Genomic DNA, 16,451 nt, shown 5'->3' with positions numbered 1-16,451 from the left:
CCGCAATCGGGCACGCGCCGTGCTCGCCGCCAGCGACGGCATCACCTGGCAGGATCGCCACAGCGCATTGATGGCACTCAACACCGCCGCTAGCGTGCCCGAAACCCTATGACCGGGCGCACAGGACCACCCGAAGGTAGCTAATCAGTTGTGTCCTTCCCTGGTGCGGACACGCCCATATGTGGCGTACGGGCCAGTTGCAGGGCATGGGTGCACGTTCAAGCGATGATGTGAAAGTGTCGACTGCGCCTGTAGATCTCGCGACCGAAGTCAGCCGGTACGGTGCCCAGGTCAAGAAGAAGTTGAGCGGCATCCACGTCACCGGCCAACCCGAAGACCAGCTGCGCGCGCCGTTGGAGACGTTTTTTGCGGCGATCTGTCAGCTGATCGGGAATGATCCCGATCAGCTGACAATGATCGGTGAAACCTCCCTGAGCGCGAACTCGGTACGTCCCGACTACGCCGTGGAGTACAACGGAGCCCTAGTCGGGTTCGTTGAAGTTAAGGCACCGGGCAAAGGAGCCGACCCCCGGGCGTTCAGCGGCCACGATCGAGAGCAATGGAAAAAGCTGCAAGCGCTCCCAAACCTCATCTACACCGACGGCCAGGCGTTCAGCCTTTACCAGAGCGGGCAGCGTATTGGTGAAATACGCATGTTGAACGGCGATCTCGCCAGTGCTGGCGCAGCACTGGCAGCACCCGACGCATTCCTTACCGTCTTCCAGGGTTTCATGTCGTGGACCCCGGTCGCCCCGGAGTCACCACCGGCGCTCGCCGAGGTGTCGGCGCGGTTGTGCCGGTTGTTGCGTGATGAAGTCAGCGAACAAATAGCGCTTAACAATTCATCGCTGATTTCGTTGCGCGATGAGTGGAAATCACTGCTTTTTCCTGAGGCCACTGATGAGGAGTTCGCAGACTGGTACGCCCAGGCGGTCACGTTCGGTTTGCTGCTGTCCCGTGCCCGCGGGATTGATCTTAGGCCTGGAATCGACTACGCGGCTAAACAGCTTGCCGCTAGTACGAATTCGCTGATCGGCTCTGCACTGCGCATCCTAGTCGATACGCCTGGCAGTGAGCAGACATTGCAAACGTCAGTGGCGACGATGGGACGAGTGCTAGCGGTCGTGGATTGGGACAAAATCTCGCGGGGAAACGCTGATGCATGGCTGTACTTCTACGAGGGTTTCCTACAGACCTACGACACAAACCTTCGCAAGAAAACCGGCTCGTATTACACGCCCCCGCAAGTAACAACTGCGATGGTTCGATTAGTGTCCGAGGCTTTGACTGAACACCTCGGTCGAACCGCTGGTTTCGCTGATCCGGCGGTCACCTGCCTTGACCCCGCAATGGGCAGCGGAACATTCATGTTGGAAATTATCCGGTCCATCGCCGAATCGGTAGCGGCCGACCAGGGGCCGGGAGCCGTACCGCCTGCTTTGGCCGACAGTTTATCTCGATTGGTCGGCTTTGAACTTCAGCTAGGACCTTTCGCGGTAGCGCAACTGCGGCTATTGGCAGAACTTGCCGATCTCGGCGTGTCGGAGGTCAGCCCACAAGCGCTCCGCACTTACATCACCAACACTCTCGACGATCCTTTCGTTGAGGAGACCCAGCTCGGCACCTGGTACAAACCGATCACAGACGCCCGTCGCGCCGCGAACAAGGTCAAAGCCACGGAGCGAGTTCTGGTGGTTACGGGCAACCCTCCGTATAAAGACAAATCCCGGGGCTTCGGCGGATGGATTGAACACGGAGCCGAAGGCTATGGTGCGCCACTGCAACAATTTATGCCCGAACCTGCCTGGGGCGTCGGATCGCATACCAAACACCTTTACAACGCCTACATCTACTTCTGGCGCTGGGCAACTTGGAAGGTCTTCGACAGCCACCAGACCGATGCGCAAGGTGTCGTGTGCTTCATCACGGTCGCTGGCTTCCTCCACGGCCCAGGGTTCCAAGGCATGCGACGATACCTCCGCGAGACTTGTGACCATATCTGGGTAATTGACTGCTCTCCGGAGGGATTCACCCCACCGGTCAACACGCGCATCTTTGAGGCAATGAAGCATGAAGTGTGTATCACCATCGCGCTACGGTCGGAGAGCGCAGATCCCACTAAGCCTGCGGAAGTGCTATTCAGACAACTCGAGCCAGGACACCGCACGACGAAGTTCGCTCAACTCAATAACATTCACCTCGATGGCAGCGACTGGCAACTCTGCGCCAACGGATGGCGCGACCCTTTCCTTCCTCAAGCCAGTGACGAATGGTCGTCGTTTCTTGCCCTCGATGATGTCTTCCTCTACGACGGCTCTGGCGTAATGCCTGGACGTACGTGGGTCGTTGACGTCGACCCCGAGCAACTTGAAGCCCGCTGGAATGCTCTGATCTCCGCTACCGACCGCGATCAGAAACGCGAGATGTTCAAAGAACACAGAACTGATCGCACCATCGACAAACGAATCAGCGACGCGCTACCGGGATTCCAACCACGCCCGACCCGGATCACCGACGAAACCGGCCGATGCTCCAAACCCGTCAGGATCGCGTTTCGCTCGTTTGACCGCCGGTGGATCATCCCCGACAAGCGACTGATCAACCGTCCCAACCCCACACTCTGGACGGGGCGCTCCCCGCACCAAGTTTGGCTCACCGCACCCACCCGCGAATCACCCACGGAAGGTCCAGCGGTCACCACATGCGCAGAAATTCCGGACCTTCACCACTACAACGGACGAGGTGGCCGCGCATTTCCCCTCTGGCAAAATGCTGCAGCTACCGTGTCGAATATTCACTCGTCCCTGCTTGCGTTTCTCAGTGAGCGGTACGGCACGCCTGTGACAGCGCCCGACGCCATGGCATACGTGACAGCCCTATGCGCCCACCCTTCGTACACCGCCACCTATGCCACCCAGCTCTCCACGCCTGGCATCCGAATCCCTTGGACCCGAGATGCCGACTTATTCCGGCGGGTTAGCGACATTGGTGCAAAGGTGATTTGGCTGCACACGTACGGCGCCGCCTACCGTGACCCCGACAACGGGCGACCCGCTGGTGCTCCGCGCCTGCCGGTAGCGCAGCGTCCCCAAATCCCTTCCGGCGGAACCATCCCCACCACCGCCGACGACATGCCGAACGCCATCAGCTACGACCCCGCCGCTCAGCAACTTCACGTTGGTGACGGTGTAGTCATTAACGTCACTCAAGCCATGTGGGACTACAGCGTTTCCGGCGTTCAGGTTGTCAGGGAATGGTTTAATGACCGCCGACGCGACCGGACGCCCACCGTGATCGGTGACCGCACCGTGTCGCCGCTATGGAAGATTCACAGCAACACCTGGCAAGCCTCCTACACCGCAGATCTTCTAGATCTTCTAAATGTGTTAGGGCTCCTCAGCGAACTTGAGTCGACCCAGGCCGAGCTACTGCACACCGTCGCACAACAACCCATATGGACTGTTGCAGACCTCACTGCCGAAAGCGTCCTGCCGATAACCGAAGCACAGCGCCAAGTGACCGTAGAACGCGACGGGACGCTGTTCTAACTCGCCCAGACGTGATGTCACTAACGCAATGGCAACCATCCACTTTCCAGGCCGGCACGACACCGCGCCGCAGGAAGCACCCACCGAATCGCAGCTTCGGTAGGCGTCGCCCGCGCGGCGTCCCGCGCGGTGGCCCGGCGGGACGATGGTTTGGTCTCGTGGGAGTGGCCTGTCGCCGGACACACATGGGGCGCGCTGGGTTCCATTCGGCGCACCAGCCGCTCCACGCGGGAGCCTGGTGCCCGGCGGCGGTGGGCAACAGAGCCCTGGTGTTGTCCCGGCCCCATTGGTTTACCGGCCACAACCTCTGTTCCCTCCATCGGCAGTCTTTCGGGTGCCGCGCGGGTCCAGGCGTTCCCAGCGCCGAGGTTGGGCAGATAACCACACCCGGACCCGCGCAGCACCGTCAATGGGATTACGTGACGTTGAGCATCCGGAATGCGGCGTCGTTGACGCTGTCCGCGCCCACCCGGTAGTAGGCGTACCAGCCACGCTGCCCGGTCGGGCGCTGGCTGCCCGTGCCGAACAGGTGGGGAATGAACTCCACCGTCATGCCCAACCTGTCCGCAATGACATAGTTCTCGAAGTCACCGAAGATCAGGTTGTAGTTCTCAGCCCCAGCGGTGATGGTGCCGTCCATGGCTTCGGCTTCCAGGTTGGGGTAGCCCATCAGGTTCGGCGGGGTGCCGCTGCCCAGGGTGGTCCACAGACCGGCACCACCGTAGACGTCGAACTGACGAATCAGGTTGTACGTCAGGTTGTTGGCCAGCCAACTGGCGTTGGAGCGGTAGCGCGCCGGCAGCGAGCCGTGCAGCGCGTACACGTCCGCGATGGCGAAGGTGTCCGTGGTCTTGGAGTTGACCACCGAGGCACCGAGGGCCGCCGACAGGGCGGTGACGATGCCGGTGGGCATACCAACCCCGGTGCCGTTGATCAGAGCCACGGCTTCCAGGGTTTCCCGTCCCATGGCCAGCAGACGCCCGACCTCTTGGGCCACGTTCTGCTCATCGGCCAGCGCCTCAATGGTGATCGGCACGAAACCGGCTGCCTTGTAGACGGGGATGGTGGGCTGGGCGAACGGCGGCGAGTCATCGCTGACCTCACTGCCTTCCGCGTCCCAAGACCACTGGACCGCCGCAGCCGACACACCGTGCCACACGTCGCCGGTGGCAACCACCTGGCGCGCAGCCTGGCGAATGTCGTTGCGGCTACCCGCGCTGGTGATAATCACGGTGGGGTCCAGCTGGAACGGCACCAGGAACCCGCCCGCGCTGTCCGTCAGCGACATGGCCCGGTACTGGTTGACATCAGCGATCGCGCGGCGCTCCTCCACAGTCAAGGAGTCCTGGCGGTTGGTGGCCATCTTCGACCACGCCCGCAGATATGCCGGCGAACTGGTCGCCAACACATGGCGCGCGATCCGGCTGTCCGCGGTGTCGAAACGCTCCAAGATGCTGGTGGCCGCCGAACGGATGTTGTCCGAAGCACCCGGCATCGCCTCGATGGCCGACCGTGCACGCGACCGCAGCTCACCGGCCACCTGGCCCCGCTCGCCGAACGTGCGAACCTCGCTCAAATCCCACGGATTCCGGAAACGGCGCGGCTCCTGGGCGCTGGCCGGATCACGCAGCGGGTCCACGTCATAGTCGCCGCAGCTGCCGCGCTCCACCCGCAGCTGGCCGCCGCCGCCGCGAGCGGCATCAGCCAGCGCCTGGCAGCGCTCCAAACCCTGCCGATGTAGGTCGAGCTGCTCGAACTCGCGCGTCAAATCGTCGACCTCGCGAAGATCGGACTTGGACAACTGGCCGGCGCGGGACTTGTCCTGGATGGCGCGCAGATGGTCATCGACCTGCTGCATACGCTCGGCGGTCTCGCCGTAGTTGAGGTTCATTTTGGTTCCTGACTGGTTAACGGGCTGTGGAAGTGGTTGCGCGCGGCCCGCGCACCAAAACCCAAAGGGCAGGGATGCGCGCGCACCGGCGTACAGCGAAAAGGCGAATTGCCCGGACACCGGGCGGCCTTGCGAATCTGTCCAGTCTTGCGGCCTGTTTCTGTGTGGCCAGCCCGTTCTCCGTTCACAGGCTGCAGTCCACCAGGTTGCGCAAAGAGCGACAGCAGCATCAGCTTAGACCTCCTGTGCGACAAGACAGCACGCCAACACGGCAGCGAAACACATTTACCCAGCACCTCATTCGATTCCGCGACCGCTGTTGGCGTGTCGGGCCAGTTCCACTGCCAGCGCGGCGGCCACTCGGGCGAGCTGGATTCGCGTCAACTGATCGGTGTGCCGCTGGAACGCTCGGTGGAAATCGCCCAGATCGGTGCTGACGCTGGCTGCGGCGACGATGACACCGACCGTCCGATCGACCACCTGGCGATCCCGACGACCGGCACGACACGGCTTCTGCCTGGCCAACAGCCGCGATATCGCACCCGCCAACATGCCGATCAGGTCCTCACGATCACCGGCCTCCAAATCCGCGATCTCCCGCAGCACCCGATGTTTCAGGTTGTCGTCATCCCGGCTGTCCTCGGCGGCGTCCAGGACGCGGCGGAAAGCACGGCCTACCGGCTCTTGGTCTTCATGGCCGATCATTTCGGCTGCTTCCGTGAAAGCTGCGACTCGAACCACCCTGGCCGGTCACCGAACAGCGCCACCCCCAACGGATCGTCGCGGCCCAACCGCTGCAGTGCGTCGTGCTGGTCGTCGAGCGCCTGGCCCAGCGCGGCAAGCTCGTTGGCGTCGTCGGGCACGCTGCGCGCCACGACGGCTTCCCCTACAGCCTCGCGGATTTCACGCACAATCCGCTTCCGTTCGTCGTGAGTGCTCATCGCGCGGCCCCCAGCTTGGCCAGGTCGCTTTTCAGGCCCCGCAGCGAGGCCGCCACACCATCGCTGCAAGTCCCCGACAGCTGGTGTGCCCACAGCGCGGCCTGGATCAGGTACTCGCTCAGCTGCTCATCCCCGTCGCTGGTGGCCTCGGACAGGGCCTGCAGCTGGTCGGTGAGCGCGTCCAGTTCGGGTGCCAGCGCGGTGATTCGGGCTATAGCTGCATCGGCCAGGGCGTCCAGCGGGTGCTGCCCGTTGGTGTCAATCGTCATCTCAGTGAACCTCTCGTTGGGTTGGTACCGGCCACCCGGATGGGTTGCTGGGTGTCGCCACAGCCGTTGCTTGCAGCGGGCTTGTGTGGGCCTCCACACCCCACGTTTCCTCCACCCATAAAGGGTGGAGGGAAAACGTGGAGGTAAGCCGCGTTCTCGGCGTGGACACTGGCGTGGACCCTCTGACCCGCTGTTACGCACAAAACGTGGACCCCGTGGACCCTCCGTGGACCCATTGCGTGGACCAAATCAGCGTGGACCCTCTGACCTGAGGTTATGGAAAAAACGTGGACCCCCGTGGACCCCCTCATGTCGGGTCCTGGCCCGCAAGGAAATACACGCTTACCCCGTCGCTGCGATCCATCACGGTGAGCGTGCCAGCGGCCTGCAGCTTGGCCAGCTTGCGGCGGGCCTTCTCCTTCTGGGCCTTGGTGGGCTGGGTGGTGTCGAACATGGCCGCCGCCGCGTCCGTGGCCGTGAGGCCGTCCACGCCGCTGGCCCGCACCAGGTTCAGCACATCAACTTCCGACTCCACCCGTAGCTCACCGTCCACGGAATCGTGGAGCAGCTGCCACGGGCCGACTTCACTCACAGGCGCTTTCACGTGGCGGAAGCCAACTATCGGGTCCCCAGGATCTCCGGTAAGCAGCACGACGGAGCCGCACCCGTTGGTGAGCCAAGCGGAGCCGTAAATGTCGTTGATGCCGCCCACCGCCGCGCCGTTGGGGCCGCGCTTGACAGCGTGGTGGCTGTCTACCAGCTGCCGCCCGTCCGCGATTACGTACTGCCGCGCCCGGTTGTACGCTGCCCCAACCTCGTCCGAGGACAGGCCCAGCGCTGCGTCCTTCACGGAATCCACGAACACCACGTGGCAATCCAGGTCGCGCGCCATGGTCAGCAGTAGCTCCGGGCGCTTGGCAATGTCTGCGGGTGGTGGCCCTGGCCGGAATATCAAGCTTTGCTCCAACACTTTCCGGGTGTCCGGTGGGAACTGGCGGCCCAGTGAGCGCGCTATCTGGCGGGGCCTATCCATGGCCAGGTATAGGATGCGGCCCTCTATCGGCTGGACCGGCAGGCCCAGGACCTCCCCGCTGCCCAGGCCCAGCAGCGCCCGAACCAGTTGCCCCATAAGGGTGGTTTTGCCAAGCCCCTGCTGGCCCGCGATCATCAGCGACTCCCCTTCGGGCCACAGCACATCGGTGCCGCTGCCCCAAAGGCTCGGAATCCCTTGCGGCTGGTCGAATATGAACGTGCCGCCATCCACCACCTGCCACAAGTCGCGCGGGTTCGGTGGCGGTGGCGGCGTTGGGCCTGGGTCGTCTGGGCCTGAACCGTCCATTGGTGGCGGCTTCTGTTCGTCCCCGTCGTCGCGCTGCTGGGGCAGTGCAATCACCTTGCCGTTGATGCCGCCGTCGTCGCGCTGGTTGGCCTGTTGGAAGCGTTTCCAGGCCGCATCGGCCCGGGCCTTCGCGTCGCCGATGTCGGTCATGCGGTCTCACCGCCGAGTTTGTCGATGACGGTGTTCAGCGTGTCGCGGAACCGGATTAGGTCGTTGCGGTACCGGGTCAAGCTCTGGCGGTTGCGGCCAACACGGTCATCAAAACCGAGCTTGCTTATCCGCTCAACACGCGGATGCCACTTCAATATCTCGTGGAAGAACTCGTCGGTGATCGACCGGCGACGAGGCTTGGACACCGGTTGTGGCCGTGGCGGTCTCGGCGGGTAAGTCTTGCCATCGCGGCCCGTAATCGGTGTCGTCGGCGTCTCGTTGGCAACTGGATGCTCCCCCCTTTGAACGCAATCGCTTCCAGGTGGGTGAATTTCATCCACCTGGAAGCGTAGATCGGTTCGTACGGTGTTGCGGTCAGCCCCAACAACATCAGCGATGGCCCGCTGGGACATGCCCTCGCCGGACAGGTAGCCCACCAGCTCCCTACGTTGGCCGCGATCAAGTCGAAGTTGAACCTTGAAAACGTCAGCCACATAGGCGGTCCAGGACGGGAAGCTGAGCGCCTTGTGAATCTCGCCGGTCTTGGCTTGCTCCACCAGCTCGTAGACCTTGGCTAGGTTGTCGTTGATGGAGCTCACCAACATGCGGATGCGCTTGTCTAGTTGTTCGGCATCCGTGGGTGCCAGCGGTTCGACGACCTGGGCGTCAACCACCGAATCCACGTCGCCGCTCATGCGACCAGCTCCCACGCCTGGGCGATGGCCTCGGCGGCCTGGCGAGAGGCACCACCGCCGCGGTACATCTCACGGAGCCCGTCGCGGTCGGCCGCCGGCATCAACCCGCGATCCAGAAGGTGCATCGCGGCGGCCTCGTAGCCGCGCGCACCGGGCGGCTCATACCACCACGGGTCGCGTCGGCCATCCATCGGCTCGGACCTGTCGGCCGCGACACGTCGCCTGCCCATGCCCTCCGCGTAGCTCTGGCACTCCTGTCGGTGCGGGCGATACAATGACGGGGAAGGCGTCGAATTTCTGTGGTCTGGTCCAGCTTCTTGCCGGGGGCTGGGCCTTTCCCATTCCGGGGGCGGCCCTTCGCTATTCCTGGCCTGTTGGTAACTCATGCCGCACCGGCCCGGAGGATGGCGGCGATGCGGTCGATCTGGGCGTCCGTCAATGGCGGGCTCGCCTCGACGACCTTCTTGACCTGTTCGGCCAGTCGTTCGGCTCGAATATCCCGGCGAAGTTCTTCCAGCGTGGGGTGGCCGGGCGGCAGGTCCTTGGATTGCCTGGCCAGCTGGCCGCGCTTCTGTTGCCAGGTTGTTGATGTAGCGGACAACTTCTCACCTCGAAATGAGGGTTGAGCCGCCTTGTGGGGTGACTCTGAGAAGCTGGCGCGGGAAAATGCGCTGCTACGGGATACGGAGCCCGCTCGTTAGGTCAAACACTAGCACTCTTAGTTGACGTACTGGCGTAGCTGCCCGATGGTCAGTCGCTCGATGTTGCGCTCGGCAAGCCGGTCCAGGATCGGACCCACCCTTTCCCATCGCAGAGTCAGGCCGGGTAGCAACAGATTGAATCCGCCGTCGGGGCGGTGTTGCATCCGGGATTGTGTCTTGTGTCCTGGGTTGTATTTGACTGCAGCGTCCAGCATTTGGCGTCGTTGCTTCTCGGTCTGCGGCTTATTCTCGGGTACCCAGCATTCTTCACCGGTGGCCCACGGCGCGAGCGGGCCTTGCGTGTGCTTGTACCAGCCGAACACGCACACCGTTCGACCTCGCTCATCTACGAGTTCGATCTTTGGCCGACCGGGTTGGGGCAACCAGTAGTCCGAAGGTGTCAACTCAATCCACCTTGCTTCCAACGAATTTCGACCGTCTCAGGCCGAAAGGTTCGCGTCCCACGGCCGGGCAGATGCAATACGGGTGTCATCAGTGCCGCGATGATGTTGCGCCGCTGGGCCACAGTGAGACCAGCCCACGTCTCCTCAACGTGCCCACTGGCAACGATGGACAGCGGCGATGACGCTCCAGCCGCAGCCAACTTGGCCTCAATTTCTCCAAGGCGCTGAGTAATTCGCTCGTTCATGGTGCGCCATCGAACCCGGTCAATTAGTCCCTCGGCGCGGTCCTGGTCGATGGCATCACGTTCTCGACGCAGCTTGTCGGCCTCAGCCATCAGGTCGTCGGCATCAGGTAGCTCAGCGACCCAAAGTCTGGCCGCGGCCGGTTGTTTCAGCTTTTCGACCGCAACCATTCCGACGTACTCATCTACCGGTCCGGCCTGGCGTGAAACGTGACGGCCGCTGATGCAGCGGTACATCGGATAGCCACCGTAAGCCCCTCCGCGGTGCACCGTCTGCTCGCACGCGCCGCACAGCCCAACCCCGGTCAATAGCCCCTTCGAGCCGGTGCGGCCCGTGTGCCTGCTCGGGTCGGTGAGGATACGCACCACGGCCCGCCAAGTCGGCTCGTCAATGATCGCTGGCCATTCCGCCTTGGCCACGATGCCTAGCTCCGGATTCTGACGGATCTTCGCTCGTTCCTCAGGTGTCCGATGCCGGCGCAGCCCGGCGTGCCGCGGGTTGGTCAGAACGTCCTTGACTGTCCCCCGATACCAGCACTTGTCACTCTGGGCCGGTTTGACGCCGGAGGCGTTCCACCGCCGCGCGATCTCACTCAGCGACTCACCGGCAAGCACATCCACGCAGGCCTGCTTAATCATGGCGGCCTCGGTCTCACAAATGGTGCGGCCATCCCGCTGATACCCGAACGGCCGCCGTCCACCAACCCAGCGGCCCGCCTTGGCCGCCTGGATTGCCGCGGAGCGCTGCCGCGCCCCCTTGCGCTCCACTTCCCCCTGGGCCACCGACGACAGGATGCGTGCGACCAACCTGCCGCCATCGGTGGACGTGTCCACACCATCCGATGCGGTGACGATCGCAACCCCGGCCGCCTGGCAGCGCTCCAGCGTGCTCTCTAGCTCGCCCAGGCGACGCAGCAGCCGGTCCATGTGGCGGGCAACGATGACGTCGAACTCCCCCGCGTCAACCCTGGCCATCATCGCCGAGAATTGCGGGCGCGGCTTACGAGACAGCGCAGACACGTCGTTGTCCACGAACTCGGCGTCGGGTGCGACGGTCCAGCCGCGGGCTTCGATCAGCCGCCGCACGTCTTCGCGCTGGCGGTCAATGCCCAGGCCGTCGCCGGAGCGGTCAAGGGATTGGCGGAGGTAAACGGCGGCGCGCATGGTTGGACAATAACATCAGTTCAGCGATTTATGATGCCACGCGACCCGCAGCGTGCGATCCAGGCCGCGGATGCTGAGCAGCCCGCCGTCCAGCGCCCTCTTGAGCGGCTCCATCGCGGCGTTGCCGGGTCGGAACTCGCGGCGCAGCAGCGTGCCGCTGACTTCGGCGTTGGTGCGAAATCCATACGGCCGCCACCGCTGGCCGGCCGCGGCGCGCGCCGCCGCGACCCGCTGGCGGACCTGGGCGGTCGATTCGCCGCCGGTGATCGCGATCGCCCCCGCCCGCACGGGGTTCATCTGCACGCGCAGGTCGACGCGGTCCATCAGGGGCCCGGACAGCTTGCCCAGGTAGCGGCGTTTGGCCGCGGCCGCGCACACGCAGTCCCGCGGATCGGCCGGCGCGCACGGGCACGGGTTGGCGGCCAGCACCAGCTGGAAGCGGGCCGGGTAGCACGCCACCCCGTCGCGGCGGGCGAGGCGAATCTCCCCGTCCTCCAACGGCGTTCGCAGCGCCTCCAGCGCGCTGACGCTGATCTCGGCACATTCGTCCAAAAACAGCACGCCGCGATGCGCGCGGCTGACCGCGCCGGGGCGCGCCATCCCCGATCCCCCGCCGACGAGCGCCGCGACGGTGGAACTGTGGTGGGGCGCCACGAACGGCGGCGCGGTGATCAGCGGCGTCTCCGTCGACAGCAGCCCGGCCACCGAGTGAATCGCGGTGACCTCGAGGGACTCGCTGTCGGCCAGCGGCGGCAGCAGCCCCGGAAGGCGTTGCGCCAGCATCGTTTTGCCCACCCCCGGCGGCCCGGTCAGCATCAGGTGGTGCGCGCCGGCGGCCGCCACTTCCACGGCGAACCGCGCCTGCGCCTGCCCGACCACGTCGGCCAGATCGGCGGACGGCTCCGGGGCCGTGGCCCGCGCGCCGATCCTGGGGTTCAGCCCGCCGGAGCCGCCGAGCCAGCGCTGCAGCTGCCGCAGCGTGCGCACGCCGAAGACGTCGATCCCGTCGACGAGGCAGGCCTCGGCCAGGTTGTCCACCGGGACGACGACGGCCGGCCAGCCGTCGCGTTTGGCGGCCAGCACGGCGGGCAGCACCCCGCGCACCGGCCGCACCCGCCCGTCCAGGGACAACTCGCCCAGTAGCACCGTCTTCTCCAGGCGTTCCCACGGGTGCTTGCGCTTCGCCGACAGCACCGCAGCGGCCAGTGCGATGTCGTAGACGGAGCCCATCTTGGGCAGGGTGGCCGGCGACAGCGCCAGCGTGAGGCGGGCCTGGGGCCAGCTGTTGCCGCAGTTGGTGACCGCGGCCCGGACCCGGTCCCGCGATTCCTGCAGGGCGGCGTCGGGCAGGCCGACCAGGTGCACGCCGGGCAGGCCGGAGGTGATGTCGGCCTCGATCTCGACGATCGCGCCGTCCAGGCCGCGCACCGCGACCGAGAACGCCCGTCCCAGCGCCATCAGCCGATCCCCCGCAGGTGGGTGAGCTCCGGGGTGCGCCGGCGTCCGACCCGCACGCCGATCACGTCGATGCGCAGCGCCGCCCAGCGCCGGTCCTGGCCGGCCAGCCACAACCCGGCCAGCCGGCGCAGCCGCGCGACCTTGCGGGGGGTGACCGCGTGCGCCAGCCCGCCGTAGCCGTCCCCGGTGCGCGTCTTGACCTCCACGAACACCACGGTGCCGGTGGCCTCGTCTGCGGCGATCACGTCCAGCTCCCCGTAGCGGCAGCGCCAGTTGCGGGCCAGGACCCGCAGCCCCGCCTGCATCAGGTGATCCACGGCGAGCGCCTCGCCCATCGCGCCCAGCTCGATGCGGGTCATCGTCTGTTCGGTCGTCATGGCGGCCACGATGCTCAGCCGGTCAGACGAGAACCGCCGCGATGGGGCCGGGTGGGCCCCGAATCGACCGGTTATCCCCAGTCGGGGATTTATCCCCAGGCCGGGCTCAGGTGACCCGGTCGGCCCGGGTGTAGACGTTCATCGAGTCCTCGCGCAGGAACGCCACCAGCGTCACCCCGGACTCCTCGGCCAGCGAAACCGCCAGCGACGACGGCGCCGACACCGCGGCCAGCACGGGGATCCCGGCCATCACCGCCTTCTGCGTCAACTCGAACGAGGCCCGGCCGCTGACCAGCAGCACGCAGCCCGCCAGCGGCAGCCGCCGGTGTTCCAGCGCCCACCCGACGACCTTGTCGACCGCGTTGTGCCTGCCGATGTCCTCGCGCACCACCAGCGCGCTGCCGTCGACCGAGAACAGCGCCGCGGCGTGCAGCCCGCCGGTGGTGTCGAAAACCTTTTGCGCGCCACGCAATTGGCCAGGCATCGCCTGCAGCGTGGCCGCGGCGATCAGCATGGGATCCGAGCCGGGCGTGAACCGGCCGATCAGCCGCACCGCGTCCAGCGACGCCTTGCCGCAGACCCCGCACGACGAGGTGGTGTAGAAGTTGCGGGTCACGTCCAGGTCGGGCGGCGCGACGCCCGCCGCCAGGGTCACGTCCAGCACGTTGTAGGTGTTGGCCCCGTCCTCACCGCGCCCGCCGCAGTAGCGGATGCTCACCACGTCGTCGCGGCCGGAGATTACCCCCTCGGTGAGCAGAAACCCTTGCGCGAGTTCGAAATCCGAGCCGGGCGTGCGCATGGTCACCGTGACCGGCGCGCCGTTGACGCGGATCTCCAGTGGCTCCTCGACGGCCAGGGTTTCCGGTCGCGTGACGGCCCGCTCCGCGGTGCGATGCTGTGCGCGCCGGCGCGCGGTGACGTGCCGCACTAAGCCGCCGGCTCCACCCGGATCGTGATCGCCTTCGACACCGGAGTGTTCGACTTGTCCGCCGTGTGATCCAGCGGGACAAGCGCATTGGTCTCGGGATAGTAGGCCGCCGCGTTGCCGACCGGGGTCGAATAGGCCACCACCAGAAAGTCCTTCGCGCGCCGCTCCTGCAGCCGCCCGTCGGCGTCGCTGAACTCCGACACCAGATCGACGCGCTGGCCCGCGGCCAGGCCCAGGTCCTCGATGTCGGCCGGGTTGACGAACACCACGCGGCGGCCGCCCTTGACGCCGCGGTAGCGGTCGTCGAGCCCGTAGATCGTGGTGTTGTACTGGTCGTGGCTGCGCAGCGTCTGCAGCACCAGCCGGCCCGGCGGCACCGGCACCCACCGCAGCGGGTTGATCGCGAAGTTGGCTTTGCCGGTGCCGGTGTGGAATTCGCGGGAGTCGCGTGGCGGGTGGGGCAGCTGGAAACCGTCGGGCGCGCGCACCCTGCGGTTGTAGTCGGCGCAGCCGGGGACCACCGCGGCGATCGCGTCGCGGATGGTGTCGTAGTCGGCGGCGAAGCGCTCCCACGGCACCGGGTGCGCCGCGCCGAGCAGGGCACGGGCCAGCTGGCACACGATCTCCACCTCGCTGCGCACGAGTTCGCCGGGCGGGTGCAGGCTGCCGCGCGACAGATGCACCATCGACATCGAATCCTCAACCGACACAACCTGTTTGCGTCCGCCGCGGATGTCGCGGTCGGTGCGCCCGAGCGTCGGCAGGATCAGCGCGGCGGCGCCGTGCACCAGGTGGCTGCGGTTGAGCTTGGTCGAAATCTGCACGGTCAGCGCGCAATTGCGCAACGCGGCCTCGGTGACGGCGGTGTCGGGGGTGGCCGACGCGAAGTTGCCGCCCATGCCCACGAAGACGCGGGCCCGCCCGTCGCGCATGGCGCGGATCGCGGCCACCGTGTCGTAGCCGTGCTTGCGCGGGCTGGTGATGCCGAACTCGCGATCCAGGGCGGCCAGGAATTCCTCGGGCATCTGCTCCCAGATGCCCATGGTCCGGTCGCCCTGGACGTTGGAATGCCCGCGCACCGGGCACACCCCCGCGCCCGGCTTGCCGATCATGCCGCGCAGCAACAGCACGTTGGTGATCTCGCCGATGGTGTCGACGGCGTGGGTGTGCTGGGTCAGGCCCATCGCCCAGCACACGACGGTGCGCTGCGACGCCATCAGCATGTCGGCGACGCGCTGGAGTTGCCGCCGCTCGACGCCGGTGGCGGCGAACACCGTGTCGAGGTCGACGTCGAGCGTGCGGCGGCGGTACTCGTCGAACCCCGCACAGTGCGCGTCGACGAACGCCCGGTCGACGACGGTGCCCGGGGCGCGGTCGTCGGCCTCGAGCAGCAACCGGCCCAGCCCGGCGAACAACGCCATGTCGCCGCCGAGGCGGATCTGCACGAACTCGTCGGCGATCGGGACGCCGTGGCCCACGACGCCGTGCACCTTCTGCGGGTCCTTGAACCGGATCAGCCCCGCCTCGGGCAACGGGTTGACCGCAATGATCCTGGCGCCGTTGGCTTTCGCCTTCTCCAGCACCGAGAGCATCCGCGGGTGGTTGGTGCCCGGGTTCTGCCCGGCGATGACGATCAGGTCGGCGCGCTCGACGTCGTCGACGGTGACCGATCCCTTCCCGATGCCGATCGACTCGGTCAGCGCCGAGCCGGACGACTCGTGGCACATGTTGGAGCAGTCGGGCAGGTTGTTGGTGCCGAAGCTGCGCACCAGCAGCTGGTAGCAGAACGCGGCCTCGTTGCTGGTGCGGCCCGACGTGTAGAAGACCGCCTCGTCGGGGTTGTCCAGGGCACCCAGCTGCTCGGCGATCAGTCGGTAGGCGTCGTCCCAGCCGATCGGGCGGTAGTGGTCGTCACCGGGCCGCAGCACCATCGGGTGGGTGAGCCGGCCCTGTTGGGACAGCCAATACTCGGGCTTGGCCGACAGTTCGGCCACCGAATGCCGCGCGAAGAACTCCGGGGTGACGGTGCGTTTGGTGGCCTCCTCGGCGACGGCCTTGGCGCCGTTCTCGCAGAACTCGGCCAGCTTGCGCCCACCATGCTCCTCCGGCCACGCGCACCCGGGGCAGTCGAAGCCGTGGCGCTGGTTGAGCCGGGCCAGCGCCGCGGCGGTGCGCAGCGCGCCCATCTGCTCGAACCCCCGCTGCAGCGAGACCAGCACCGCGCGCGCCCCCGCGGCCTCGTGCTTGCGGGGCGCGACGGTCACCGCGTGTTCGTCGTAGTCGGCGGGGATATCGGCGATGCCGCCGCGGCGGTGCAACCTCACAGAGTCACGCTACCGCTTGG

General features: G+C 66.1%; 14 protein-coding genes and 1 pseudogene. 1 reads left to right on the top strand and 14 read right to left on the bottom strand.

Translation table 11 applies throughout. The annotated features are described in order from the left end of the window. Positions 1-236 precede the first annotated feature (236 nt). Positions 237-3,548, top strand: coding sequence for a type ISP restriction/modification enzyme (locus tag AC5Y4Z_RS13155; protein WP_499964332.1), 3,312 nt, complete (start codon positions 237-239; stop codon positions 3,546-3,548). 415 nt (positions 3,549-3,963) lie between these two features. Here the strand turns inward: AC5Y4Z_RS13155 and AC5Y4Z_RS13150 are convergent, their stop codons facing one another. From AC5Y4Z_RS13150 to AC5Y4Z_RS13085, 14 genes and pseudogenes are all read right to left on the bottom strand, one after another. Continuing rightward, positions 3,964-5,439: a phage major capsid protein gene (locus AC5Y4Z_RS13150; protein ID WP_499964329.1), complete on the bottom strand. Its 1,476-nt coding sequence runs from the start codon at positions 5,437-5,439 to the stop codon at positions 3,964-3,966. A 297-nt stretch (positions 5,440-5,736) separates the two neighbouring features. Beyond that, positions 5,737-6,144, bottom strand: a complete 408-nt coding sequence (locus tag AC5Y4Z_RS13145) for a hypothetical protein (RefSeq protein ID WP_499964326.1) — start codon at positions 6,142-6,144, stop codon at positions 5,737-5,739. Further along, positions 6,141-6,380: a hypothetical protein gene (locus tag AC5Y4Z_RS13140; protein ID WP_499964324.1), complete on the bottom strand. Its 240-nt coding sequence runs from the start codon at positions 6,378-6,380 to the stop codon at positions 6,141-6,143. Before AC5Y4Z_RS13140 ends, AC5Y4Z_RS13145 begins: the two co-directional genes overlap by 4 nt. After that, positions 6,377-6,649 carry a hypothetical protein gene (locus AC5Y4Z_RS13135; protein WP_499964322.1) on the bottom strand — a complete coding sequence of 91 codons (273 nt, stop codon included), beginning with the start codon at positions 6,647-6,649 and terminating at the stop codon, positions 6,377-6,379. The genes AC5Y4Z_RS13140 and AC5Y4Z_RS13135 overlap by 4 nt, the downstream gene beginning before the upstream one ends. 307 nt (positions 6,650-6,956) lie before the next feature. After that, positions 6,957-8,138, bottom strand: a complete 1,182-nt coding sequence (locus AC5Y4Z_RS13130; RefSeq protein WP_499964320.1) for an AAA family ATPase — start codon at positions 8,136-8,138, stop codon at positions 6,957-6,959. Continuing rightward, on the bottom strand, positions 8,135-8,833 hold the full coding sequence (locus AC5Y4Z_RS13125) for a hypothetical protein (RefSeq protein ID WP_499964318.1): 699 nt from the start codon (positions 8,831-8,833) through the stop codon (positions 8,135-8,137). Before AC5Y4Z_RS13125 ends, AC5Y4Z_RS13130 begins: the two co-directional genes overlap by 4 nt. Beyond that, positions 8,830-9,063: a hypothetical protein gene (locus AC5Y4Z_RS13120; protein ID WP_499964313.1), complete on the bottom strand. Its 234-nt coding sequence runs from the start codon at positions 9,061-9,063 to the stop codon at positions 8,830-8,832. The genes AC5Y4Z_RS13125 and AC5Y4Z_RS13120 overlap by 4 nt, the downstream gene beginning before the upstream one ends. Positions 9,064-9,215: 152 nt before the next feature. Beyond that, complete coding sequence (locus AC5Y4Z_RS13115; RefSeq protein ID WP_499964310.1) at positions 9,216-9,434, bottom strand: hypothetical protein; 219 nt, start codon at positions 9,432-9,434, stop codon at positions 9,216-9,218. 117 nt (positions 9,435-9,551) lie between these two features. Further along, positions 9,552-9,857 (bottom strand): hypothetical protein, encoded by a 306-nt coding sequence (locus AC5Y4Z_RS13110; protein WP_499964308.1) that lies wholly within the window; start codon positions 9,855-9,857, stop codon positions 9,552-9,554. Positions 9,858-9,934: 77 nt separating this feature from the next. Next, positions 9,935-11,344, bottom strand: coding sequence for a recombinase family protein (locus AC5Y4Z_RS13105; RefSeq protein ID WP_499964306.1), 1,410 nt, complete (start codon positions 11,342-11,344; stop codon positions 9,935-9,937). A gap of 36 nt (positions 11,345-11,380) precedes the next feature. Next, positions 11,381-12,802 (bottom strand): annotated as a pseudogene (locus tag AC5Y4Z_RS13100) (YifB family Mg chelatase-like AAA ATPase); the annotation flags it as partial. Continuing rightward, positions 12,802-13,179 carry a YraN family protein gene (locus AC5Y4Z_RS13095; RefSeq protein WP_499964305.1) on the bottom strand — a complete coding sequence of 126 codons (378 nt, stop codon included), beginning with the start codon at positions 13,177-13,179 and terminating at the stop codon, positions 12,802-12,804. The pseudogene AC5Y4Z_RS13100 and the gene AC5Y4Z_RS13095, both read right to left, overlap by 1 nt. A 106-nt stretch (positions 13,180-13,285) precedes the next feature. Next, the gene (gene fdhD / locus AC5Y4Z_RS13090; RefSeq protein WP_499964303.1) at positions 13,286-14,107 is read right to left on the bottom strand and encodes a formate dehydrogenase accessory sulfurtransferase FdhD; all 822 of its coding nucleotides are present in this window, start codon (positions 14,105-14,107) and stop codon (positions 13,286-13,288) included. After that, on the bottom strand, positions 14,107-16,431 hold the full coding sequence (locus tag AC5Y4Z_RS13085) for an FdhF/YdeP family oxidoreductase (protein ID WP_499964301.1): 2,325 nt from the start codon (positions 16,429-16,431) through the stop codon (positions 14,107-14,109). Before AC5Y4Z_RS13085 ends, fdhD begins: the two co-directional genes overlap by 1 nt. Between the last annotated feature and the right edge of the window lie 20 nt (positions 16,432-16,451).

Source organism: Mycobacterium sp. NGS63 (assembly GCF_059812295.1).
Note: the sequence above shows the minus strand (reverse complement) of the source record. Positions and strands in the feature narration are given on the sequence as shown.

Excerpts from the sequence above, each read along its gene's own strand:
- AC5Y4Z_RS13150 (WP_499964329.1), bottom strand. The coding sequence starts at position 5,439 with ATGAACCTCAACTACGGCGAGACCGCCGAGCGTATGCAGCAGGTCGAT.
- AC5Y4Z_RS13145 (WP_499964326.1), bottom strand. The coding sequence starts at position 6,144 with ATGATCGGCCATGAAGACCAAGAGCCGGTAGGCCGTGCTTTCCGCCGC.
- AC5Y4Z_RS13140 (WP_499964324.1), bottom strand. The coding sequence starts at position 6,380 with ATGAGCACTCACGACGAACGGAAGCGGATTGTGCGTGAAATCCGCGAG.
- AC5Y4Z_RS13135 (WP_499964322.1), bottom strand. The coding sequence starts at position 6,649 with ATGACGATTGACACCAACGGGCAGCACCCGCTGGACGCCCTGGCCGAT.
- AC5Y4Z_RS13130 (WP_499964320.1), bottom strand. The coding sequence starts at position 8,138 with ATGACCGACATCGGCGACGCGAAGGCCCGGGCCGATGCGGCCTGGAAA.
- AC5Y4Z_RS13125 (WP_499964318.1), bottom strand. The coding sequence starts at position 8,833 with ATGAGCGGCGACGTGGATTCGGTGGTTGACGCCCAGGTCGTCGAACCG.
- AC5Y4Z_RS13120 (WP_499964313.1), bottom strand. The coding sequence starts at position 9,063 with ATGGGCAGGCGACGTGTCGCGGCCGACAGGTCCGAGCCGATGGATGGC.
- AC5Y4Z_RS13105 (WP_499964306.1), bottom strand. The coding sequence starts at position 11,344 with ATGCGCGCCGCCGTTTACCTCCGCCAATCCCTTGACCGCTCCGGCGAC.
- AC5Y4Z_RS13095 (WP_499964305.1), bottom strand. The coding sequence starts at position 13,179 with ATGACGACCGAACAGACGATGACCCGCATCGAGCTGGGCGCGATGGGC.